The organism is Streptomyces sp. NBC_01116 (assembly GCF_041435495.1).
GTDB lineage: Bacteria > Actinomycetota > Actinomycetes > Streptomycetales > Streptomycetaceae > Streptomyces.
The window spans coordinates 2,299,384-2,321,199 of record NZ_CP108644.1 but is presented as its reverse complement, the minus strand read 5'-3'; the positions used below and the strand labels follow the sequence as shown (position 1 = coordinate 2,321,199).

The window sequence follows — 21,816 nt, the reverse complement described above, 5'->3', positions numbered from 1 at the left end:
CAGCCACACGCAGCCGGACAAGATGTCCGCCGACACAGCACGTCGAGTGGTCCCCTCCTCGGGAACCTCAGCGCTACGTACGAACGAATCTCTTTGCCTTGTCCGCCGTCTGACACTGACGCGAGGCCACCGTGGCGGCACCGATGTGGGCACGGAGTGCGGGCCGGGCGGCTGCCGATGGGCCACGACGATCCCTTCGACCGGCTGCTCACCGCGCAGGCGCAGGCCCATCGGCAGCCGCCCGGCCCTCGTCACGCGTAGCGCCTTGACCCCGCAGTACGACGTACCAGCCATGCGGGTCTGACATCGTCGGCGCGGGTCAGACCGCCGGCTCCCCCTCCGCCTTCCGAAGCACACCCTCTGGCGCCCTGCGCAGCGCCCGGATCGCCGGGACGCTCAGCATCACCGCCAGCAGGGCGAACGACATCACCGACGAGAAGATCAGCACCTCGTTCGCGCCGAACGCGTCCGCCGCCGGGCCCGCCAGCGCGCGGCCGAGCGGGATGACCATGATGGAGCCGGCGACGTCGTACGCGGAGACGCGGCTCAGGACCGTCAGCGGGATGTGCGACTGGACGCTCGTCGCCCACATCACCCCCCAGAACGCGAAGCCGTAGCCCGCGATCACGTGGGCGATCGCCGTGGCCGCGAAGGACCATTCGAGCGCCGGGGCCAGAGGATTCAGCGCGAAGCAGAGCATGGCCAGGGCCCCGGCCACCAGGGGGCGGCGCGGGCGGACCCGCATGCCGATCAGGCCGCCGATGATCGTCCCGGCGCCGTCCGCCGAGGCGATCCAGCCGTATCCGCTCGCCCCGTGCTGCTCGATCATCAGCGCCGCGCCGAGCGGCAGCGCGGGGCCGAACACGAACAGGCCGTAGACGGACCAGACCGCGATGACGCCCCACAGCCACTGGCGGGACCGGAACTCCTGCCAGCCCGTGGCGAGCCTGCGCCACATCGGGGCGTCGCCCTCGTCGCGTTGCGTGTGAAGCTTCCGCAGGGGCAGCAGGACCAGGGCGCTGAGCGCGTACGCCGCCGCGATGACCACGTACGAGCCCGACACCTGCCAGTACGCGACCAGGATGCCCGCCAGACCGGGGCCGAGCAGCGTGCTCAGGGCCTCGGATATGCGCAGCAGCGCGTTGGCCTTCTGGATGTCCTCCGCGACCCGGGGGACCATGCTCGCCATCCCGGGCTGGAACATCGCCGTCGCGGCCCCGCTCAGCGCCATCAGCCCCATGATCTGCCACAGGGGGACGCTGTCGGAGGAGAAGAGCAGAGTGGCCAGCGTGAGCATGGCCAGCATGCGCGCCACGTCCGCGCAGATCATCATCAGCTGAGGCGTGAAGCGGTCGGCCAGCACCCCGCCGAACAGCACCAGTACGACGATCGGGGTCATCCACGCCGCCAGCGCGTACCCGACACCGCTCGCCCCGTGGCCCGCCCCCAGCACCGCCGTGGTCAGGGAGACCATCAGCATGCCGTCGGCCAGCAGCGACGCGCTGCGGGCCGTGAAGAACAGCCGGAACCGGGTCGACCGCCAGGGACTGGGCAGCGTGTCCGGCTGCTTCGGGAGGGTCGTGTCGTCAACGCTCATGTCACACCTGCCGGCTTCTGCCGGTCCCTTCCTCGATGATCTCCAGTCGACGCCATGCGTCGCTCCGGTCCGGCTCGGTCGGCGGGTGCTCGACGAGCACGTAGCGGTGGGGGGCCAGGACCCCCGAACCGGCGGCCGGGATGAGGGCGGTCAGCGCCCGGTGGGCTTCCCCGGGCGTCAATGAGGTGTCACCGCGGGCGATGTACGCCGTGAGGCGCGGTTCCGCGCCGGCCGCCCCCTCCTCGGTGCCGTCCGCTGTCCCGTCCGGTCGGGGCTCCTCGGCCACCCGCACCGGCAGTCCGCCCACCGCCCGGCCGAGGGCCTCGCGCACGGCGTCGGGCGAGACCCAGCAGCCGTCCACACGCAGCCACGTGGGCCCGCGCTCGGAGGGAAGGACTCCCGTCACCCCGGACAGCGCCTCCATCGGCACGTCCCCGGCGGCGGCCGCCTCCAGGAGCCGGACCAGTCCGGAGAGGAAACCCTCCGCCTCCTCGGGGGCGAAGAGCGTGGGGGCGGCCCACAGGGAGATGTGGAGCTGGGGCGCTGTCCGGTACGTGAAGGCGAGCAGCCGGGTCGGCAGCGTCTGGGGCGGCCCCCAGGTCAGCTCGTGCTCGGCGTCGTCGCGGTCCTGCGTGTCGGTGCCCAGGAGCGGGGCGGGCAGGGCGCTCACATCGTTGAACACCACGTCCCTGCCGAAGTGGCTGCCACGCTCGGTGGTGACCCGGTCGATCATCTCCCACAGCCGTACGGAGTCGAACTGGCTGTGCCGGAAGGCGTTGAGCACCGCCCCCCAGGTCCGGGCGACCAGGGCGTCGAAGCCGGGCACCCGGACATCCAGGTGGAGCAGCGCGTCCTGGGACGTGGTGGTCACCGAACGGGCGACCCGGGCGTGGAACCGGTTGGCGCTCGGGACGGCGGTGACACAGCTGTCCTGGCCCGCCCGGTGGGCCACCAGGGCGCACCAGGCGGCCATCAGCACGGTGGCCTCGGGATGCCCGGTACGGCGGGCCGCCCCGGCGAGCGCCCGGCCGCCCCGGCGGGAGCGGAGCGTCAGCTGCCGGGCCTCCTCCTCGGTCCCCGGCCTCCTGCCGCGCGGCTCCGCGAACATCTCCTGCGGCCCGGTGCGGATGATCCGCTCCCAGTACCGCAGGGAAGCCTCCGACTTCCGCAGCCCGGCCGGGGACGCCTCCACGGAGGCCAGGTCGACCGGGGGCAGGGAAGTGAGCCCCGGCAGTTCCTTGCCCGCCAGCAGTTCGGCGAACTCCTCGCGCAGGATGGCCATCGCGCTGCCGTCCGCCACCGCGTGGCTGAACGCCAGCGCGACGTGGACCGGCGCTCCGGCCACGGTGAGCAGGGTGATCCGCAGCGGGAACTCCCGCTCCAGGGCGAAGCGCCCGGCCCGGGCGGCCCGCGCCACCGACTCCGCGTACCCCGCCGGATCGGCGGGGAGTTCGGCGTGGTCGAGGACGGTCACCGTGAAGGTGCCCTCCGCCGACACGACCTGGTCGACCGGCGCGGCCCCCGGAGGGTGGGGGAAGGTGGTGCGCAGCCCCTCGTGGCGCCCGGCCAAGGTGCGCAAGGCGTTGGTGACGGCCTCCGAGGTGGTGCCCCCGGGGACGGTCCACACATCGTGGATGTTGATGTGGGTGGGGTCGTCCCGCAGGATGCAGCGGATCATGTTGGCCTGGCCCATCGTGAGCGGGCCGCGGCGCTCCTCACCGCCCGCGTAGGCGACGGTGACCGTGGTGGTGTGCGGGAGGTGCGGGTGCATGGTGTCCTTGCCGACGGCGGAGGTCATCGGGTCACGGCCGGGCCCGCGTCCGCGCCGGCACGGGTCAACGCCTCCCAGTGGTCCATCAGGAGCGCGAAGTCGGCCATGTCGTCGCGGGCCTCGTCCAGGAGGCGGGAGCGGTGTTCGACGAGGAGGTCGGCGACCGTCTTGTAGCGGTCACCGAGCCGCCGGTAGGCGTCGTCGAGGACGTCGAGGCGGTGGGCGCTCGACGCCCGGTCCAGGCGGGTGCTGTCCCGGACGAAGCCGGCGACCTCACCGGCCCGGATGTGGCCTTCGGCGTCGAGCAGCGCGTCACCCGCCGCCGCCGTCCTCGCGTACACCGCGTTGAGATAGGCCTTGGACAGCAGGAACTTCACGAAGCGCACCTGGTACGCGAGGAAGCCGTCGTCCGTACGCCTCTCCTCCGTATGGAAGTTGACGATGTGCCGGTTGTGCTGGAGGCCGGGCATCCGGGCGTCGTGGAGGAGGTGGATCAGGAAGTAGTCGCTGCCGATGGTGTCGGTGGCGGGCGGCAGGGGGACACGGCGGTAGACCTCGTGGTCGAGCGCGATGTTGCACATGTCCACGCGCATCGGGCTGACGGGGGCGAGCGTGGTGCGGTCGCCGTCGAACGCGGTGTCCCCGGCGCCCCGGAAGGACTCGTCGATCAGGTGCTTGCGCCAGAGCTCCGGGTATCCCTCGGGGATCGACAGGCCGATCAGTTCGCGGTACGTGTCCGGGTCCAGGTCGCGGATCTCCGCGACGTCCACCGACATCTCTCCCACGAAGGAGCCGCCCGCCATCGTGACCCGCAGTCCCCCGGTGCCCGGCGGCAGCTTGCTCCGGGTCGCCGACTCGCGTACGTCGTCGGCGCGTCGGCCCAGGTAGCTGAGCTCCTGGTGGAGCGGGTAGACGGGTTCGCCGTCGAGGTGCTGGTAGCGGCTGTCGGAGTCCCTGCGGTGGACGGACGTGCAGCCGAGGGCCTGGGCGATGAGGAACGCCCGGTTGGTGCAGGCGCCGTAGGAGACGCGGGACGGCAGCATCAGCTCCAGCAGCCGGTCCGCCGAGGCCGAGTCCCTGGCCGAAGCTCCGCCGGACCGGTCGACCACCGCGCGCAGGAAGGCCCGTTGCTCGTCCTCGTCGAGGTGGTGGACGGTCACGCCGGGGGACGGGGGCAGCCCGGCCACCGCCCTGCGGTGCTCGGCGAGCACCGGTGCGGGAGAGGAGTCCAGGATGAGGAGACGCACCTCGACGCCGAACCGCCGTGCCCCGTAGGCCGCTTCCTCACCGATCGCCGCGATGGTGTCGGGGCAGGCCCGGTGGGTGGGCAGGGTCAGACAGACACGGCGCACGAAGGCTCCCCGCTCTGCGCGGCGGGTGCGGTGTCCTCGACCGGGTCCTGCCAGGAGGCGAGCCCCAGCAGCCGGCTGCCCAGCGGGTTCAGCTCGGCCGTCGGGTAGCGCTTGGACTCGGGCAGCACCGGGTCGCCGACGAGGGTGCGGTTCCAGCGCGGGGTGCGCAGGTGGCGCCAGGACTCCACGCGGGACGTGCGCAGCCGCTCGTGCTCCTCCAGCGCGGGCATCATCGACAGGTACTGCACGGCCCGCACCCCGTTCTCGGAGAGGTTGCGCGCCACTCCGTGGGCCAGCAGACCGTTCCAGATGAGCAGGTCGCCGGGGCGCAGATCCGGTCGTACGACGGGGAGTTCGTCCCGGTCGATGGTGGGGCGCAGCGGGTCCCGGTCCCCGGGCTGGCCGGTCTTCCAGGTGTCGAACTGCCGGAACAGCTCCGGGCAGCACTGGAAGCCCCCCGTCTCCGGCCGGGTGTCGTTGAGCGCGATGATGCCCTGCACCCGCTGCGGCGGGACGGCGAGCGTGGTGTCGATGTCCCAGTGGAGCTCGATGTCGAAGCCCCGGTCCGTCGCCTCGATGAGGGCGCGGTCACGGTTGCCCCGGTTGGGCGGGTTGAGGTTGAGCCGGTCCAGGGTGACCCACAGCTCCTCGCAGTCCCATACGTCGACGAAGGCGTCGTACACCCGCTGCGACTGGCGGTTGTCCCAGAGGAGCTGGTGGTGGTACGCCTCCACGAAGCCGTAGATGTGCAGTTGCTGGTCCAGCTCGGAGCGCAGCGGCCGGTCCTCGTACCAGCTCTCCGGCCGCTCCGGGTCCAGGCCCTGGAAATCCCAGGTGAAGTCCAGCAGTTGGCGTGCCACCGAGGCCGGTACCGCTTCCCGGACGATGACGTACCCGTAGCTCTGCCAGTGGGCGAAGTCCTCCTCGGACAGCACACGCAGCGGGCGTGACTTGTCGAGCTCCCGCAGGGCGGTCTGTGCGAGGTAGGCCTCGCCGTCCGCGCTGAAGTACGGGATGTCCGACGCCGCGCGGTGCAGGCGGGGCCGACGGCGGGCGGTGGGTGTCGTCATGGGGTTGATGGCAGGTCCCTTCTCCTCGGCCGGCTGTGCGGCGACCCCGGGGGAGCGGGGTCGCCGCTGACGGCGGGGCGGATGGCAGTGCCGTGGCGGGAGGAGCCGTGACCACGTCGGTCAGCAGGATTGGTCCAGACCGCCCGGACTGTCAAGTGCCATCCACATATGGGGATATGGGGTGTCGACTCGCGCTCGACGGCCATGTAATCGATACCCGGCGTTCGGTATTTTTGGTCTAGACAACAGGCGAGCGACGGGCCTAATGTCCAAGGGCGCGGTCGGGTTCATGAGGGGGTTTCACCCCGTACTTCTGCCCGTACTCCGTTCGGTCATGGACCTGTTCGGGGCCGCCGACGCCACGGCGCTGTGGTCCGTACACCCGAGGGGTGTCCCCATTGCCGGCCCACACCGAGAAGGACGCGGTTTCATGAACACATCCAGCACCACGGCCCTGCCGGGCATCACGCTGAAGAGTCCCGGTGCCGGGCTGATCACGCTGGATCCGGTCCGCACCGCACTGCTGCGGGGCCTGGACGAACTACTGACCGGCCTCGCCGCGCGGCTCGCCGCACCCGAGGTCGTGGGGCCGCCCCTGCTGTCCGTCGACGGACTGGCGCGGCTCGACTTCTTCCGCAACTTTCCCCATCTCGGCGTCTCCGCCGGGCGGTTCGGCCCGGAGGCGCTCGACGGGCTGGCCTCCGGCGGCTCGCCCCAGGACCTGCCGCTGCACCCGACCGGTCATGTGCTGCCGTCCGCGACCTGCTACGGGCTGCTGCTGTCCCTGGAGGGCGAGGACGTCGGCGAGGACGGGCTGCGGCTCTCGGCGGTGGGCCGCTGCTTCCGCAACGAGACCCACTACGAGGGCCTGCGCCGTCTGTGGGGGTTCCACATGCGTGAGGTGGTCTACCTCGGCACCAAGGACGGAGCCGCCGAACACCAGGAACGCGGCGGGGAGTTCATCCAGGAGGCGGCCGGACGGCTCGGCCTGACCCTGACCCGGGCGGCGGCCGACGACCCGTTCTACGACAACGGGGGATCGCGGGCCCGCCTGATGGCGCTCGACCCGGTGAAGTACGAGTACAGCGCCCCCGACGGCACGGCCATCGCCTCCGTCAACCGGCACCGCAACTTCTTCGGCGAGCGGCTCGGCATCCGGGCCGGCTCCCACGGTCCCGCGTACAGCTCCTGCGTCGCCTTCGGCATGGAGCGCTGGGTGCACGCGATGGTCCTCGCGCACGGCACCGCCGAGCAGGCCCTGGAGCGGCTCCGCGCCGCCGCTTCCTGATCCGATCCTCAGCCGCGGCCGACCACCGGCCGACCACCGGCCGTCACCCGAACAGAACATAGAGGAGCGATTTCTCCCATGGAACGCGTCGTAGCGTGGATCAACGAGAAGAACCCCGGCCTCGACGGCCCGATCGGCGTCGAGGAGGACCTCATCGAGGCCCGTCTCATCGACTCGATGGACTTCCTGGAGTTCGTCGACCTCCTGGAGGAGATCTCGGGCAGCGGCATCGATCTGCAGGAGGTCACCATCGACGACTTCCGCACCCTCGCCCGCGTCAAGGAGCGCTTCCTGGCCTCCGCCGACCTGGCGGAGGCGCCGGCCGGATGAGCCCGGGCCGGTGACCCGCCCCCCGCCGCCGTACGGGAAGAGCGTGGCCGCCGTCGCGCTGGTCGCCACCACCGCGGAGGTGCTGGCCTGCCCGGAACTGGACGAGGGCATGCTCGCCCCCTGGGAACGGCGGCGGCTCACGGACATCCGGGTGCCCGCCCGGCGCGACGACGTGGTGGCGGCCCGGCTGCTGCTGCGGCTGTGCGCCTCCCGGCTCACCGGGCTGCCGCCGGACGCGGTGGTGCCGGCCCAGCGCTGCCCCGGGTGCGGGCGGGACGGGCACGGTCGGCCGCATCTCCCGGACCACCCCGAGCTGGGCGTCAGCTACAGCCACGCCGACGGCCTCGCCGCGGCGGCGGTCGGGCCGGGGCCGGTCGGTATCGACGTGGAACCCCTGACGCGCCGGCCGGGCCCCCTGCCCGTACTGCGGCGGCTGCTGCCCGGGGACGAGGTGGACGCCGCCTGCGCCGAGCCGGACCCCGGCCCGGCGCTGCTGCGGTTGTGGGTCCGGCGGGAGGCGCTGTTCAAGGCCGGGTTCGAGGGTGGGTTCACGGCCGGATTCGAGGCCGGGCGGGACGATGTCCGGCTGACCGAGTGGACCGACCACGGGCGCGCGGCCGTGGTGGCACTCGCCGGGGCCGACGGGGTCCTCGCGCCGCTCCTCAGCCCCGGTCCGGCTCCGCCGTCAGGTCGATGAGACGGCAGACCGTCTCGATGTCGATCTTCACCTGGGCGATCGAGGCCCGGCCCGACAGCCAGGTGATCAGCGCCGAGTGCCAGGTGTGCTCGATGACCCGGACCGCGGAGAGCTGCTCCGGGGTCGGGTGCTCCAGTCCCATCGCGTCCAGGATGATCGCCGTGGTGAGCCGGGAGACGGTGTCCACCTCGGGGCTCACGCTGCGGTCCGCGAAGGTGAGGGCGCGGACCATGGCGTCCGCGAGGTGCGGTTCGCGCTGCAGGGCGCGGAAGGCGCGCATCAGCGTCTCGGCCACCCGCCCGGCCGCGTCGTCGCCGGCCGGCGGGCGTTTGCGGAGTGTGGTGTGCAGGTGCTGGAGCTGGTCCTGCATGGTCGCGACCAGCAGATGGATCTTGGACGGGAAGTAGCGGTAGAGGGTGCCCAGCGCGACCCCGGCGGCCTCGGCCACCTCCCGCATCTGCACCGCCTCGAACCCGCCCCGGCTGGCCAGCTGGGCGCTGGCGTGCAGGATGCGGCGGCGACGGGCCTCCTGGCGCTCGGTCAGCGCAGGCGCTGCCGGTCTGGCGTCCGCGGTCATGCTGTCCCCGATCCACGATCCGTGATCCATGGCTTGATCCCGCACCCGGACGGACGAACCGGCCCGGACGGGCGCGCACAGCATGCCAGGGCGTCCCTCGTGGCGCGAATCACCTGATCCGGCCGCCACGCCGACGCTACCTGCCGGTAGATTCGATGCACGTCGAACGAACAAGTCTGCAACGTGTTCTATCAAGTCTGAAACTTGTTCTAGATTAGCGCGACCGGTTACGCTCCGGCGAACACGCAGTCAGAAGGGGGCCGAGTGTGACCGCTGAGGCCATAGAGACAGGCCCCCGCACGGGCGACGGCAGCCCCACCGGGACCGGCGACCGGCCGTTGCGCATCGCACTCCTCACCTACAAGGGCAATCCGTTCTGCGGCGGCCAGGGCGTCTACGTCCGCCACCTCGGCCGGGAGCTGGCCCGCCTCGGCCACAGCGTCGAGGTGATCGGCGCGCAGCCCTACCCGGTGCTCGACGAGGGCGTTCCGCTCACCGAGCTGCCCAGCCTCGACCTCTACCGCCAGCCCGATCCCTTCCGCACCCCGAAGTGGGGCGAGTACCGCGACTGGATCGACCTGGCCGAGGTCGCCACCATGTGGACCGGCGGCTTCCCCGAGCCGCTCACCTTCAGCCTGCGGGCCCGCCGCCATCTGCTGTCCCGGCGCGGCGAGTTCGACGTCGTCCACGACAACCAGACCCTCGGTTACGGGCTCCTCGGCGATCTCGGGGCCCCCCTCGTGACGACGATCCACCACCCCATCACCGTGGACCGCAGGCTCGATCTGCAGGCCGCCGCCAACCGCCGCCGGCGCGCCTCCGTACGCCGCTGGTACGCCTTCACCCGGATGCAGAAGCGGGTCGCCCGCAAGCTGGACACCGTCCTCACCGTCTCCGGCTCCTCCCGCGACGAGATCGTCGAGGATCTCGGCGTACGCGCCGACCGGATCAGCGTCGTCCACATCGGCGCCGACACCGACCTGTGGTCCCCCGACCCCTCCGTTCCCGAGGTGCCCGGCCGCATCGTCACCACCTCCAGCGCCGACGTCCCGCTCAAGGGCCTCGTCCACCTCGTCGACGCGCTCGCCAAACTCCGCACCGAGAACCCCGCCGCCCACCTCGTCGTCGTCGGCAGGCGCGCCGAGAACGGCCCGGTCGCCCGCGCGATCGAGCGGCACGGGCTCGCGGACGCCGTCCAATTCGTCAAGGGCATCAGCGACGCCGAGCTGGTCGACCTGGTGCGCGGCGCCCAGGTCTCCTGCGTGCCCTCGCTGTACGAGGGGTTCTCGCTGCCCGCCGCCGAGGCCATGGCCACCGGCACCCCGCTCGTCGCGACCACGGGCGGCGCGATCCCCGAGGTCTCCGGACGCGACGGGGAGACCTGCCTCGCCGTGGCGCCCGGCGACGCGGACGCGCTGGCCGGGGCGCTGGCCCGGCTGCTGGGCAGCCCGGAGCTGCGGGCCCGGCTCGGCGCGGCGGGCCGCGAGCGGGTCCTGGCCAACTTCACCTGGGCCCGGGCGGCGGCCGGAACGGCCGAGATGTACCGTCAGGCGATCATCGCCCGCGGAGTCCGCAGGTGACCGCGCGCCCCCGGGCGACCGCGGGCCCGATCGTCGCAACCCGTACCTCCGACCTCGAAGGCAGGCCCCCGTGCTGACCGTCGACTTCACCCGCTTCCCGCTCGCCGCCGGCGACCGAGTGCTCGACCTGGGCTGCGGTGCCGGCCGGCATGCCTTCGAGTGCTACCGGCGCGGCGCACAGGTCGTCGCACTCGACCGGAACGCCGAGGAGATCCGCGAGGTCGCCACGTGGTTCGCCGCGATGAAGGAGGCCGGTGAGGCCCCCGAGGGCGCCACCGCCACCGCGATGGAGGGCGACGCCCTCAACCTGCCCTTCCCCGACGACTCCTTCGACGTCGTGATCATCTCCGAGGTCATGGAGCACATCCCGGACGACAAGGGCGTCCTCGCCGAGATGGTCCGGGTGCTCAGGCCGGGCGGCCGGATAGCCATCACCGTCCCGCGCTACGGCCCCGAGAAGGTCTGCTGGACCCTCTCCGACGCCTACCACGAGGTCGAGGGCGGCCACATCCGCATCTACAAGGCCGACCAGCTCCTCGCCCGGATCCGCGAGGCCGGGCTCAAGCCGTACGGCACCCACCACGCCCACGCCCTGCACTCGCCGTACTGGTGGCTCAAGTGCGCCTTCGGCGTGGACAACGACCGTGCGCTGCCGGTGCGGGCGTACCACAAGCTGCTGGTCTGGGACATCATGAAGAAGCCGCTCGCCACCCGGGTCGCCGAGCAGCTCCTCAATCCGGTCGTCGGCAAGAGCTTCGTCGCCTACGCCACCAAGCCGCACCTGCCGAAGGCCGAGGCGTGAGCACTCCCGAACAGACCGAGCACCTCGTCCTGCCGGGCGTCCTGACGGCGGCTCAGGCCACCGAGACGGTCGCCGCGCTCGCCGCCGTACAGCGCGAGGACGGGGCGCTGCCCTGGTTCCGGGGCCACCACCTCGACCCGTGGGACCACACCGAGGCCGCGATGGCCCTGGACGCGGCCGGCGAGCACGAGGCGGCGGGCCGCGCCTACGACTGGCTCGCCCGCAACCAGAACACCGACGGCTCCTGGTACGCCGCCTACCACGACGGCGATCCGCGGCAGCCGACCGACCGGAGCCTGGAGAGCAACTTCTGCGCGTACGTGGCCGTCGGCGTCTGGCACCACTACCTGGCCACCGGCGACGACGCGTTCGTCGACCGGATGTGGCCCACGGTCTTCGCGGCCGTCGAATTCGTCCTCGGGCTCCAGCAGCCCGGCGGGCAGATCGGCTGGAAGCGGGAGCCCGACGGAACGCCCGTGAGCGACGCGCTGCTCACCGGCTCCTCCTCGATCCACCAGGCGCTGCGCTGCGCGCTGGCCATCGCCGAGCGCCGCGAGGAGCCGCAGCCCGACTGGGAGTTGGCGACCGGGGCGCTGGCCCACGCGATCCGCAGCCACCCCGAGCGCTTCCTCGACAAGAGCCGTTACTCGATGGACTGGTACTACCCGGTCCTCGGCGGCGCGGTCACCGGGGCCGAGGCCACCGCCCGCGTCCAGGAGGGCTGGGACCGCTTCGTCGTCCCCGGCCTCGGGGTGCGCTGCGTGCTGCCCAACCCCTGGGTGACCGGCGGTGAGAGCTGCGAACTCGCCCTGGCCCTCTGGGTGACGGGGGAGTCGGACCGGGCGCTGGAGATCCTCCAGTCCGTCCAGCACCTGCGCACCGAGGGCGGCCTGTACTGGACGGGATACGTCTTCGAGGGCAACCGGGCCTTCTGGCCCGAGGAGCTCACCACCTGGACGGCGGGCTCGCTGCTGCTCGCGGTGGCCGCGCTCGGGGGGGACGAGGCGACCACCGCGGTCTTCGGGGGCGAGCGGCTGCCGGTCGGCCTGGAGCCTGACTGCTGCCGCTGAACACGCCCTGGGGCGGGCCCTGTTCAGCCGCGGCGGAGCCGGCCCGCCACCGCGTGCCCGATGAAGAGGTAGACCACGGCCGCGAGGCCGTATCCGGTGACGACGTTCGCCCACGTCCTGTCGAACGTGAACAGGTCGTACGACCAGCCCGCCAGCCAGCGGGCCGAGTCGTGCACCCACTGCACGAAGTCGTTGCCGCGGTTGGCGTCCAGCAGGTACATCAGAATCCAGAGGATGATGATGAAGGCCAGAATGTCGGCCACGACGGCTATGACACGAGCCGCTGAACTGCTTCCTGAACGGGTTCTGGGAGACATGGAACTCTGGTTGCCGCTTTACGCAGGGTGAAACCCGTACGGCCCGCACCGAGTGGCGGCCACGGGGTGAACGGGCGAGGCTCAAGGGGAGTGCCGAGATCCGTCACTCGCTGTGACGTGCCCGGATGGTCCGGCTCGTCCGGTCGATCTGGCCGGACCGGTCGGTCGGGCCAGGAGGCCCGCCGTGTCCCGTTCCGTACCGCTCCGCCGAACCCTGGCAGCGCTGCTGCTGTCCTGCGCCCTGCTGGCGGGCACCACGGCGTGCGGCGACTCCGGCGAACCCGCGGCGGGCGACGCGACGAGCGCATCGCCCGCGACGGACCCCTCGGCGGCCTCTCCTTCGGCCTCCGCCGAGAAGCAGCGGCTCGCCAAGACCCGGTTCGTCGCCAACGCCGGGCTCGCGGCGGGGGCGACGTACCAGTGGATCGTGAAGCCGTACCGCGCCGGGACGTTCAAGAAGGGCGCGGAGGGGCGCAGATTCGCCCTCGTCAAGGCGGGTCTCGCGGGCGGGTTCGCCTACAACCGGCTCAGGGCCGCGGCGGAGAACGCCAAGGGCGACCCGCTGCTGTCGAAGGCCGTCGCCCCGCTCACCGCCTCGATCGCATCGCTCAAGGGGCTGGGGACGAAACTCCGCGAGGGCGAGGCGGGGGAGGGCGACGTGGGGGCGTTCGAGAGCGTCATCGACAGCATCAAGAAGGCGGGCGAGGACGCGGGCGCCGAGGTGAGGGACAAGGTCCCCTCCACCTCCCAGCTGACCGGATAGCGGCGGCCCGGGAAGCGCGACGGCACGTGCTCGCGGCACGTGCGGCACGTTCCCGAACCGGCTGTGGGCCGGAACCCCGCCGGCCACCGCTCGGCTGGACCGTCGTGTATCCGGGACGGGGCCGGGGCCCGGATATCGGGGTGATCGACGCGGGCGCCGCCGGTTAGGGTGCGCCGCATGACCTCTCTCTCCCACGAGCGTTACTGCGACGAGATCCTGGCCCAGACCGACGCCCTGCGCGCGGTGCTGACCGGCGCCGATCTCACCGCGACCGTCCCCACCTGTCCCGACTGGACCCTGCGCGAACTCGCCGTGCACGTCGGCGGCGCGCACCGCTGGGTCGGCGAGATCGTCCGCACCCGCGCCACCGAGGACCTGCCCGAGGACAAGGTGCCCGGAGGCGAGGGCCCGGAAGGCGACGACCCGGCCGCGCTGGACGCCTGGCTCGCCGAGGGGGCCGCGGCCACCGCCGCCGCGCTGCGGGAGGCGGGGCCCGACACCGAGGTGTGGGCCTGGGCCTGGGAGGGGCGTACGGCCTTCTGGGCGCGGCGCATGACGCACGAGACGGCTGTGCACCGGGCGGACGCGGCGCTCGCCGCCCGCGTCCCGTACACGGTGGACGCCGACGTGGCCGCCGACACCATCGAGGAATGGCTGCGCATCGTCTCCTTCTCGCAGGAGGAAGGCGATCCGGAGGCGGCCGAACTGCGCGGAGGCGGGCGCTCGTTGCATCTGCACGCCACCGACGTGCCCGGTGCGGAGTGGCTGATCGAGTTCGGCGACGACCGCTTCACCTGGCGGCACGCGCACGACAGGGCCACGGTCGCGCTGCGCGGACCGCTCACCGATCTGATGCTCGTCTTCAACCGCCGACTGGAGCCCACGAGCCCGCGGGTCGAGGTGCTCGGCGACGCCGCGCTGCTGGACTTCTGGCTGGACCGGTCCTCGTTCGGCTGAGCGGCGAAATCCGGTACAGGAACTAGGAGTTCAGCTCCGCCAGGACCCGCAGCGTGTGCGGGTCCGGGGCGGTGACCAGCAGGTCCGTCACCGGTCCCGTGCGCCACAGCTCCAGCCGCTCCGCGATGCGGGCGCGCGGCCCGATCAGCGAGATCTCGTCGGCGAACGCGTCCGGCACCGCCCGCACCGCCTCCTCCTTGCGGCCCTGGAGGAACAGCTCCTGGATCTGCCGGGCCTCCTCCTCGAACCCCATGCGGGCCATCAGATCGGCGTGGAAGTTGCGGGCCGCGTGCCCCATCCCGCCGATGTAGAAGCCGAGCATCGCCTTCACCGGCCACAGCCCCTCCGCCACGTCGTCGCAGACGTGCGCGCGGGCCATCGGCGCGATCATGAAGCCGTCCCGGAGGCCGGCGAGCGAGGCCCCGTAGACGTCCCGGCGCAGCGGCGACCAGTACAGCGGCAGCCAGCCGTCCGCGATCTCCACCGTCTGCGCGATGTTCCTCGGGCCCTCCGCGCCCAGCAGGACGGGGAGCGAGGCCCGCAGCGGATGCGTGATCGGCTTCAGCGGCTTGCCGAGCCCGGTGGCGTCCGGGCCGGTGTACGGGTGGGAGTGGAAGCGGCCCGCCAGTTCCACCGGAGCCCGCCGCGCCAGCACCTGCCGGATCACCTCGACGTACTCCCGGGTCGCGGTCAGCGGGCTCCTGGGGAACGGCCGGCCGTACCACCCCTCCACCACCTGCGGCCCGGACAGGCCGAGGCCGAGCAGCATCCGGCCGCCGGAGAGATGGTCCAGGGTCAGCGCGTGCATGGCCGTCGCGGTGGGGGTGCGGGCCGCCATCTGGACGATGCCGGTGCCCAGCCGGATCCGGGAGGTGTGGGCGGCGATCCAGGTCAGCGGCGTGAAGGCGTCCGACCCCCAGGCCTCCGCCGTCCACACCGAGTCGTAGCCGAGCCGCTCGGCCTCCTGGACCAGGGCGAGTTGGCCGGGGTCCGGGCCGCGGCCCCAGTATCCGAGCGCGAGTCCGAGCCGCATTCCGTACCCTCCAGCCGTAACTGACGAAGCGTCAGGCATGGTGACCGGGTTGGACTGTACGACAACGGCCCCCCGCCCGGAAGGGCGAGGGGCCGCGGCGCTCGTACGGGATCAGCCGCGCTGGATGCCCGTGGTGTCCTGGAGGACGCCGCGACGGCCGTCCTGCGTCTGCGCGATGAGGCTCTGGCCGCGCTGCTCCACCGCGAGGTACCAGGTGCCCGGCGCCAGCTCGGCGATCGGGTTCGGCGAGCCGTCCTCGCCGTACAGCGGGCGGGCCACCGGAACGGCGAACCAGAACGGGGTGAAGTCGCCCGCCGGGGCCGCGCCGCCCTGCGAGGGCTGCTGGGCCTGGGCCTGCTGCGCCTGCGCCGGGTCGGCCTGGGCGGGCTGGCCCTGCTGCGGAGCGCCGGGGTAGCCGTAACCCTGGCTCGGCTGGGCGCCGTACGGCTGCTGCTGCTGGCCGCCCGGGAAGCCGTAGCCCTGGCCGGGGCCCGCGCCGTACGGGGCCTGCCCGGCCCCGACGCCCTGCGCGGGGGAGGCCGGGCTGACGAGCGGGGCCTTGAGCGCGGGGATCATCGGACCGGCGACGGCGCCCGCGACGAGCACGATGGCGGCGAGCAGGCCGAGGATCAGGCCCGCGCCGGCGCTGTTGACGTCGAGGATCGTCCAGAAGGCGGTCCACAGCGCGAAGACGGTGAGCGCCGCACCGAACTGGCCGAGGTCGAGGCCGACGACCTTGCGGCCCGGCATCGCACGGCTGACGATCAGCAGCGCCGCGCCGATGACTCCGGCGAGGAAGACGCTCATCAGGAGTCCGAGCGAGTCCCAGGCGTTCGGGCTGTCGAACCGGGAGCAGTCGACGCCCTGCGGGCAGTCGTAGCTGGAGAAGTCGAGGAAAGAGGCGATGAACAGCACGACCGCTGCTCCGATCACCACGCCGTCGCCTCGAGTGAGGGATCGGATATTCACGTGAAGGTCCTTAGTCGGTCGTCTCGTCGGGGCGGTCGTCGCTGGTGCCGGTGCGGCTCGAAGCTCGGGAGCGGCTCCCCATCGTACGGATGAATCTATCGTCTGCCCGGGCGGGTTGCGTCCGGGCCCGGATCATCAGCGGTTATCCCCCCAATATCACCGCAGAACTACCCCTTCAGGTAGCCGGTAATGCCGTCGGCCAGTCCCCGGGCGGCCTTCTGCCGCCAACTCGCGCTGGTGAGCAGGGCCGCGTCCTGCGGGTCACGCATATTGCCGCATTCGACGAACACCTTGGGCGCGGTCGACAGATTCAGTCCGCCGAGATCATTACGCGTGTCCAGACCGGTATTTCCGCCGATGTAATTGGAAGGCGCGCTTCCGGTCGTACGGACGAAGTGTCCGGCGATGCTCGCGCCGAGATCGGCCGAACTCTTCACGATCTTCGAGGTGTCGGCCCCGCCGCCCTTCACCGCGGCGGGCAGGATCACGTGGAAGCCCCGGTTGCCCACGGCCGATCCGTCGGCGTGCACCGAGACCACCGCGTCCGCCTCCGCCTCGTTCCCGATCCGGGCCCGCTCGTCGATGCACGGGCCGAACGGCCGGTCCGCGTCGTGCGTCAGCCGGACGCGGGCGCCCTCGGCCTCCAGGAGCGTGCGCAGCCGGTGGGAGACGTCGAGGGTGAACCGGGCCTCCGCGTAGCCGTCGTCGGTGGACGTACCGGTCGTGTCGCACTCCTTGCGGCCGGTGCCGATGTCGACCTTCTCGTTGATCTCCCGGGTGTGATCGCGGTTGCCCGGATTGTGTCCCGGGTCGATCACCACGGTCCGGCCGGTCAGCGGGCCCTTCGGCAGCGGCTTCGCGGAGTCGGCGGGGGAGGCGGTTCCGGACGGCTGCGGCTGCTTCCCGGTCGGCGTCGGAGCCGCCGAGGAGGCGGCGTCCGCGCCGGGCCGGGGCGGGGCCGCGCCGGAACCGTCGGCTCCCTGACCGCTGCCGCAGCCGGCGGCGGTGAGGCATACGGCGGTCAGCGCGGCGGCCACGGAGCGGGGCCGGGCGCGGCGTGTGGGGGGAGGGCTGTCGTCGTACGGCACGCGGCGATGCTACCCACGCGGCTGTCCGGACGGCCCGGACCGCGGCCCGTGCGACCCGGATCCCGCTCCCGTACGGCTCAGATCCCGGCCCCCGTGCGGCGCAGCACGCGCAGCGAGTCCGTCACCGACACCTCGGTGAACGCTCCGGAGGCCAGCGCCCGGAGATAGATCCGGTACGGGGCCTGCCCGCCGTCGGCCGGGTCGGGGAACACGTCGTGGATCACCAGCAGCCCGCCCTCGGCGACATGCGGGGCCCAGCCCTCGTAGTCGGCGTTCGCGTGCTCGTCGGTGTGCCCGCCGTCGATGAAGACGAGCCCGAGCGGTCCGGCCCACACGGCGGCGACCTGCGGGGAGCGCCCGACGAGCGCCACCACGTGGTCCTCCAGGCCGGCCCGGCGCAGGGTGCGGCGGAAGGTCGGCAGGGTGTCCATCAGCCCGACCTCCGGGTCGACCACGTCCGGGTCGTGGTACTCCCAGCCGGGCTGCTGCTCCTCGCTGCCCCGGTGGTGGTCGACGGTGAGCGCGCTCACCCCGGCTCCCCGCGCCGCGTCCGCGAGGAGGATGGCGGACCGCCCGCAGTAGGTGCCCACCTCCAGCAGCGGCAGCCCGAGCGCACCGGCCCCGGTGGCGGCGGCGTACAGGGCGAGGCCCTCGTGCACCGGCATGAAGCCCTTGGCGGCCTCGAAGGCGGCGAGGATCTCCGGCTTGGGTCCGGCTGCGGACTCGGCGGTCACGGGGTTCCTCCAGGTGGGGCGGGGTGAGTGCGGAACGGCGCCCCATCGTGCCGTACGCCCCCGCCGAAGGGATCGGCGGGGGCGTACGCGGGGTGAGCCCGGGTCGGGGCGGGCCCCCGGCAGAACCATGGACCGTGCGGTCAGCAGCTCTGCCAGAGTCGGGTCATGACGCGGACGCCGAAGCGCAGGCCCTCCAGCGGGACGCGCTCGTCCACGCCGTGGAAGAGGCGGCCGTAGTCCAGGTCGTGCGGGAGCTTCAGGCTCTTGAAGCCGAAGCAGCGGATGCCCAGGTGGGTGAAGGCCTTGGCGTCGGTGCCGCCCGGGTTGCAGTACGGGACGGGGTGGCCGTCCGGGTCCTCGGCGCGGACGGCGTCGCACATCGCGTCGACCAGCGGGCCGTCGAACGTCGTCTCCATCGCTATGTCGTGGTTGACCCACTCACGGCTGACGGAGGGGAGCAGGAGCCGGTCGATCGTGTCGATCAGTTCCTGCTCGTGACCGGGGAGGAACCGGCCGTCGACGCGGGCGGTGGCCTTCCCGGGGATGACGTTGGTCTGGTAGCCGGCGGTGAACATGGTGGGGTTCGCCGAGTTGCGGAGCACCACCTGCATGAAGTCCGCGACCGGGCCGAGACGGGCGAGGCTCGCCTCGATGTCGTTCTCGTCGAACTCCACGCCGTAGAGCCGGGCGGCCTCCTCCAGCAGGGCGCGGACCGGTTCGATCAGCCGGACCGGGAAGGTCTCGCGGCCGATCCGGGTGAGGGACTCGGCGAGGTCGGTGACCGCGTTCTCGTCGTTGGGCGACGAGCCGTGGCCGGCCCGGCCGTTCGCGGTGAGCTCCATCCAGGCCATGCCGCGCTGGGCGTTCTCGATCGGGTACAGCCGGCGCGTGTCGTCGATGGCGAAGGAGAAGCCGCCGCCCTCGCCGATCGCCTCGGTGACCCCCGAGAAGAGGTCCGGCCGGTGCTCGACGAGCCAGTGGGCGCCGAACTTGCCGCCCGCCTCCTCGTCGGCGAGGAAGGCGAGCACCACGTCGCGGGCCGGCTTCGTGCCGGTGCGGGCGAAGTGCCGGGCGGTGGCGAGCATGACCGCCACCGTGTCCTTCATGTCGATCGCGCCCCGGCCCCAGAGGTAGCCGTCGCGGATCTCGCCCGAGAACGGCGGGACCTGCCACTCGGAGGCGTCGGCGGGTACGACGTCCAGGTGGCCGTGGACCAGCAGGGCGCCGCGCTCGGGGTCGTCCCCGGCGATCCTGGCGATGACGCTGGCCCGGCCCGGGGCGGACTCGACCAGTTCGGAGGCGATGCCCACCTCGGTGAGGCGGTCCACCACCCAGTCGGCGGCGGCGCGCTCGTCGCTGGTCGGGTTGGAGGTGTCGAACCGGATCAGTTCGGCGCAGAGGTCCACGACCTCGGTCTGGGCCTGCTCGGAGGCGGGGGTGGGATTCATGCTGCTCCTGCCGCGGTGGTCGCGTGGGCGGCGGGGGCGGAGCTGCTGCCGTCCTCGTCGTCCAGGGTGGAGGTGCCGTACGGCTTGACCCAGCCCAGCAGGCCGAGGGCGCAGTACAGCAGGAAGGCGGTGGCCAGCGAGTTGAGGGCCGGTATGCCGCCGTCGTAGAACTTGCCGACGCAGAACGCCACGACCCAGATGACCAGGGACATCGGCACCCAGGTGGGCGAGGTCGACGGCAGGGTCTCCGCCGCACGGGTGTCGTCCAGCGGCTTGCGCATCCGCTTCACGACCCAGTACTCGGCGACGATGATGCCGCCGATCGGCGGGATCATCACGCCCAGCAGGGAGAGGAACTCCGTGAAGTGGGTCATGATGCCGACCGCGGACAGGAGCGTGCCCGCGATGCCGAGGACGACGGTGACCACGCCGCGGTGCAGCCGCTTGCGGAAGACGACCTGGAAGAAGTTGACGACGCCGAGCGAGGAGCCGTACAGGTTCCAGTCGTTGATCTTCGCGGTCGACATCAGGACCACCATCACACCGAAGGCGCCCGAGGTGGAGAGCACGATGTGGGACACGTCGCTCGACTTCACCAGGTGGCCGAGGAGCACACCGACCATGCCGACGATGTACTCGGAGAGGATCATCGAGGAGGCGCTCTGCACGAAGACGTGCGAGCCCTTCTTGTTGTAGCGGGTCATCTCCGGGGAGACGATGGCGCCGGTCATGTAGCCGCCCGCGATGGCGGTGGCGGCGACGGCCAGCGGGATCGCCTCGCCGGGCGGCGGCGAGCTGATCAGCTCACTGATCGAGTGGTCGTTGAGGGTCGTGATGATCGACCAGGCGACCATGCCGAAGAACAGCGGCGTCACGATCTTGGCGAACAGGGCCATGTACTTGAAGCCGAAGATCACGAGGCCCGTGATGGCGACGCCCGCGATCACGCACCACATCCAGGACGGTCCGCCGACCAGCGCCGAGACGCTGTTGCCGAAGATCGTGTTCTGGACGCCGAACCAGCCGACCAGGCTGACCGCGATGACGAAGCTGACCAGGGCCGAACCGTTGCGGCCGAAGCCCGTCCAGCGGGTGAGCATCGGGGTCGCGAGACCCTCGCGCATACCGGCCAGGCCGATCGCGAAGATCACGATCTCCAGGATCACCGCGCCGAGCGTGAAGGCGAGGAAGGCGTCCCCGAAGGTCATGCCGACGCCGATGGTGGCGCCCAGCGTGAACTGGGAGATCGAGCCGGACTGGGCCAGCCACTGCAGGAGCATGGACCAGAAGCCGAAGCGCTTGTCGCGCGGGACCCGCGAGAGCGAGTAGTCGTCGCTGCCGATGCTCTTGGCTTCGGGGGCCGTGGCGCCGGCCTGGGGGGCGGATGCCATCAGGACTCCTGGGTGGTGCGGCCGAGGGTCTGGAGGTGAGCCAGCGACCCGTAGCGGTTGACGAGGTTGTCGAACTCCACGGCGTCGTGGAAGTCCAGGTTCCCGGCGCCGAAGCCCTTGGCGACTTCCACGGCGTAGCGGGCGGCGGACGCGATGTCGCTCTCGTGACTCGCGCCCGTCTGGCAGCCCGGTACCGCGGCGGCCGAGGTGACCGCGAGACCGACGACCGGGGCGGCGGTCGCGGTGGCGGGCTGGAGGATCGAATTGATGTGGTGTGCACCGTTACCGTACGGCGTGATGTCCTGGGTGGTCACCGGGTATGTGACCAACGGCTCACCGGTCACCACGGCCAGCAGCTCGCCGAGCTGCTCGCTGACCCGGAGCACCCAGCCCTCCTTGACGGTGGGCGACAGGGCCAGGCCCTTGTGGTTGATGATCCGGTTGCCCTTGGTGGTGTCGATGGAGAGCACGGCCTCCATGTCGGCGGTCACCTCGTGCCGGTTCATCGTGGCGATGTCCACGGGCGAGCCCATGAACGGCACCGGGTCGTGCGGCTCGGTCGGCGCGTTCGGGCAGATGTGCGTGGCGACGATCACGTCACCGGGCAGCACATCGCCGCGACGGCGCATGTCGAGCAGCTTGGCCGCCGTGGCGATGGCCGCGGCCGCGCCGTCGGCGTCGGAGACCAGACCGGTCACCTCGGGCCGGGCGCCGATGCCGCCGAGCCGGCCGACCACGCCGAGGGTGCGGGCGCTGCCGCCCGCCGTCCGGCCGCGGGAGCCGGGGATGCGGACGAGCACGAAGTCCGTCGAGCCCTGGTCACCCATGACGGTGGTGACCTGCGCGGACGAGCCTTCGGCCCCCGCTGCGTCGTCGAGGTACCCGACGACCGTCTTGCCAGTGACCTGGGGATCGTCCAGCAGCTCGACGATGTCCAGTACGTACTTCAACATGGGGGCGTTTCTCCTGATCCTGACACCCG

21 protein-coding genes are annotated in these 21,816 nt (G+C 72.1%); 8 read left to right on the top strand and 13 right to left on the bottom strand.

All coding sequences use genetic code 11. From position 1 onward, the window contains the following. Positions 1-319: 319 nt before the first annotated feature. The 4 genes from OG245_RS10085 to OG245_RS10070 are packed head-to-tail and all read right to left on the bottom strand — an operon-like array spanning position 320 to position 5,790. Positions 320-1,597: an MFS transporter gene (locus OG245_RS10085; RefSeq protein WP_371623188.1), complete on the bottom strand. Its 1,278-nt coding sequence runs from the start codon at positions 1,595-1,597 to the stop codon at positions 320-322. Position 1,598: 1 nt separating this feature from the next. Beyond that, a complete protein-coding gene (locus OG245_RS10080) occupies positions 1,599-3,395 on the bottom strand; it encodes a condensation domain-containing protein (protein WP_371623187.1) in 1,797 nt (598 codons plus the stop codon). Next, positions 3,392-4,720: a DUF6271 family protein gene (locus tag OG245_RS10075; RefSeq protein WP_371623186.1), complete on the bottom strand. Its 1,329-nt coding sequence runs from the start codon at positions 4,718-4,720 to the stop codon at positions 3,392-3,394. The genes OG245_RS10080 and OG245_RS10075 overlap by 4 nt, the downstream gene beginning before the upstream one ends. Further along, on the bottom strand, positions 4,702-5,790 hold the full coding sequence (locus OG245_RS10070; protein ID WP_371623185.1) for a phytanoyl-CoA dioxygenase family protein: 1,089 nt from the start codon (positions 5,788-5,790) through the stop codon (positions 4,702-4,704). The genes OG245_RS10075 and OG245_RS10070 overlap by 19 nt, the downstream gene beginning before the upstream one ends. Before the next feature lie 430 nt (positions 5,791-6,220). On the opposite strand from OG245_RS10070, the gene OG245_RS10065 reads away from it, so the two are divergent. The 3 genes from OG245_RS10065 (at position 6,221) to OG245_RS10055 (ending at position 8,105) form a co-directional block, all read left to right on the top strand. Then, complete coding sequence (locus tag OG245_RS10065; protein ID WP_371623184.1) at positions 6,221-7,078, top strand: hypothetical protein; 858 nt, start codon at positions 6,221-6,223, stop codon at positions 7,076-7,078. Between the two features lie 78 nt (positions 7,079-7,156). Further along, a complete protein-coding gene (locus OG245_RS10060) occupies positions 7,157-7,408 on the top strand; it encodes an acyl carrier protein (RefSeq protein ID WP_371623183.1) in 252 nt (83 codons plus the stop codon). Between the two features lie 10 nt (positions 7,409-7,418). Then, positions 7,419-8,105, top strand: a complete 687-nt coding sequence (locus OG245_RS10055; RefSeq protein ID WP_371623182.1) for a 4'-phosphopantetheinyl transferase superfamily protein — start codon at positions 7,419-7,421, stop codon at positions 8,103-8,105. Here the strand turns inward: OG245_RS10055 and OG245_RS10050 are convergent. Next, a complete protein-coding gene (locus OG245_RS10050) occupies positions 8,071-8,682 on the bottom strand; it encodes a TetR family transcriptional regulator (RefSeq protein WP_371627853.1) in 612 nt (203 codons plus the stop codon). The two genes, OG245_RS10055 and OG245_RS10050, sit on opposite strands and share 35 nt — an antisense overlap. A gap of 266 nt (positions 8,683-8,948) precedes the next feature. Between OG245_RS10050 and OG245_RS10045 the strand changes: the two genes are divergently transcribed. From OG245_RS10045 to OG245_RS10035, 3 genes are all read left to right on the top strand, one after another. Further along, positions 8,949-10,262 carry a glycosyltransferase family 4 protein gene (locus tag OG245_RS10045; protein ID WP_371623181.1) on the top strand — a complete coding sequence of 438 codons (1,314 nt, stop codon included), beginning with the start codon at positions 8,949-8,951 and terminating at the stop codon, positions 10,260-10,262. A 70-nt stretch (positions 10,263-10,332) separates the two neighbouring features. After that, entirely contained in the window at positions 10,333-11,064 is a 732-nt protein-coding gene (locus tag OG245_RS10040; RefSeq protein ID WP_371623180.1) for a class I SAM-dependent methyltransferase, read from the top strand. Beyond that, positions 11,061-12,134 (top strand): prenyltransferase, encoded by a 1,074-nt coding sequence (locus tag OG245_RS10035; RefSeq protein WP_371623179.1) that lies wholly within the window; start codon positions 11,061-11,063, stop codon positions 12,132-12,134. Before OG245_RS10040 ends, OG245_RS10035 begins: the two co-directional genes overlap by 4 nt. Positions 12,135-12,157: 23 nt before the next feature. On the opposite strand, the gene OG245_RS10030 is transcribed toward OG245_RS10035, so the two are convergent. After that, on the bottom strand, positions 12,158-12,451 hold the full coding sequence (locus OG245_RS10030) for a hypothetical protein (RefSeq protein ID WP_371623178.1): 294 nt from the start codon (positions 12,449-12,451) through the stop codon (positions 12,158-12,160). Positions 12,452-12,635: 184 nt separating this feature from the next. Here OG245_RS10030 and OG245_RS10025 point away from each other — a divergent pair, with 184 nt between their 5' ends. Both OG245_RS10025 and OG245_RS10020 read left to right on the top strand, forming a co-directional pair. After that, positions 12,636-13,214 (top strand): hypothetical protein, encoded by a 579-nt coding sequence (locus OG245_RS10025; RefSeq protein ID WP_371623177.1) that lies wholly within the window; start codon positions 12,636-12,638, stop codon positions 13,212-13,214. A 177-nt stretch (positions 13,215-13,391) separates the two neighbouring features. Next, positions 13,392-14,171, top strand: a complete 780-nt coding sequence (locus OG245_RS10020; RefSeq protein ID WP_371623176.1) for a maleylpyruvate isomerase family mycothiol-dependent enzyme — start codon at positions 13,392-13,394, stop codon at positions 14,169-14,171. Between the two features lie 22 nt (positions 14,172-14,193). Here OG245_RS10020 and OG245_RS10015 read toward each other — a convergent pair whose 3' ends face one another. The 7 genes from OG245_RS10015 to OG245_RS09985 all read right to left on the bottom strand — a co-directional run bounded on the left by OG245_RS10015 (position 14,194) and on the right by OG245_RS09985 (position 21,787). Continuing rightward, positions 14,194-15,204: an LLM class F420-dependent oxidoreductase gene (locus OG245_RS10015; RefSeq protein WP_371623175.1), complete on the bottom strand. Its 1,011-nt coding sequence runs from the start codon at positions 15,202-15,204 to the stop codon at positions 14,194-14,196. A 111-nt stretch (positions 15,205-15,315) separates the two neighbouring features. Continuing rightward, positions 15,316-16,173, bottom strand: a complete 858-nt coding sequence (locus OG245_RS10010; protein ID WP_371623174.1) for a DUF5336 domain-containing protein — start codon at positions 16,171-16,173, stop codon at positions 15,316-15,318. Between the two features lie 167 nt (positions 16,174-16,340). Further along, complete coding sequence (locus tag OG245_RS10005; RefSeq protein ID WP_371623173.1) at positions 16,341-17,261, bottom strand: N-acetylmuramoyl-L-alanine amidase; 921 nt, start codon at positions 17,259-17,261, stop codon at positions 16,341-16,343. A gap of 77 nt (positions 17,262-17,338) precedes the next feature. Next, positions 17,339-17,995, bottom strand: coding sequence for a class I SAM-dependent methyltransferase (locus tag OG245_RS10000; protein WP_371623172.1), 657 nt, complete (start codon positions 17,993-17,995; stop codon positions 17,339-17,341). A gap of 140 nt (positions 17,996-18,135) precedes the next feature. Further along, positions 18,136-19,443: a M20/M25/M40 family metallo-hydrolase gene (locus OG245_RS09995; protein WP_371623171.1), complete on the bottom strand. Its 1,308-nt coding sequence runs from the start codon at positions 19,441-19,443 to the stop codon at positions 18,136-18,138. Continuing rightward, on the bottom strand, positions 19,440-20,834 hold the full coding sequence (locus OG245_RS09990; RefSeq protein ID WP_371623170.1) for a cytosine permease: 1,395 nt from the start codon (positions 20,832-20,834) through the stop codon (positions 19,440-19,442). The genes OG245_RS09995 and OG245_RS09990 overlap by 4 nt, the downstream gene beginning before the upstream one ends. After that, the gene (locus tag OG245_RS09985) at positions 20,834-21,787 is read right to left on the bottom strand and encodes a DUF1177 domain-containing protein (protein WP_371623169.1); all 954 of its coding nucleotides are present in this window, start codon (positions 21,785-21,787) and stop codon (positions 20,834-20,836) included. The genes OG245_RS09990 and OG245_RS09985 overlap by 1 nt, the downstream gene beginning before the upstream one ends. Positions 21,788-21,816 lie beyond the last annotated feature (29 nt).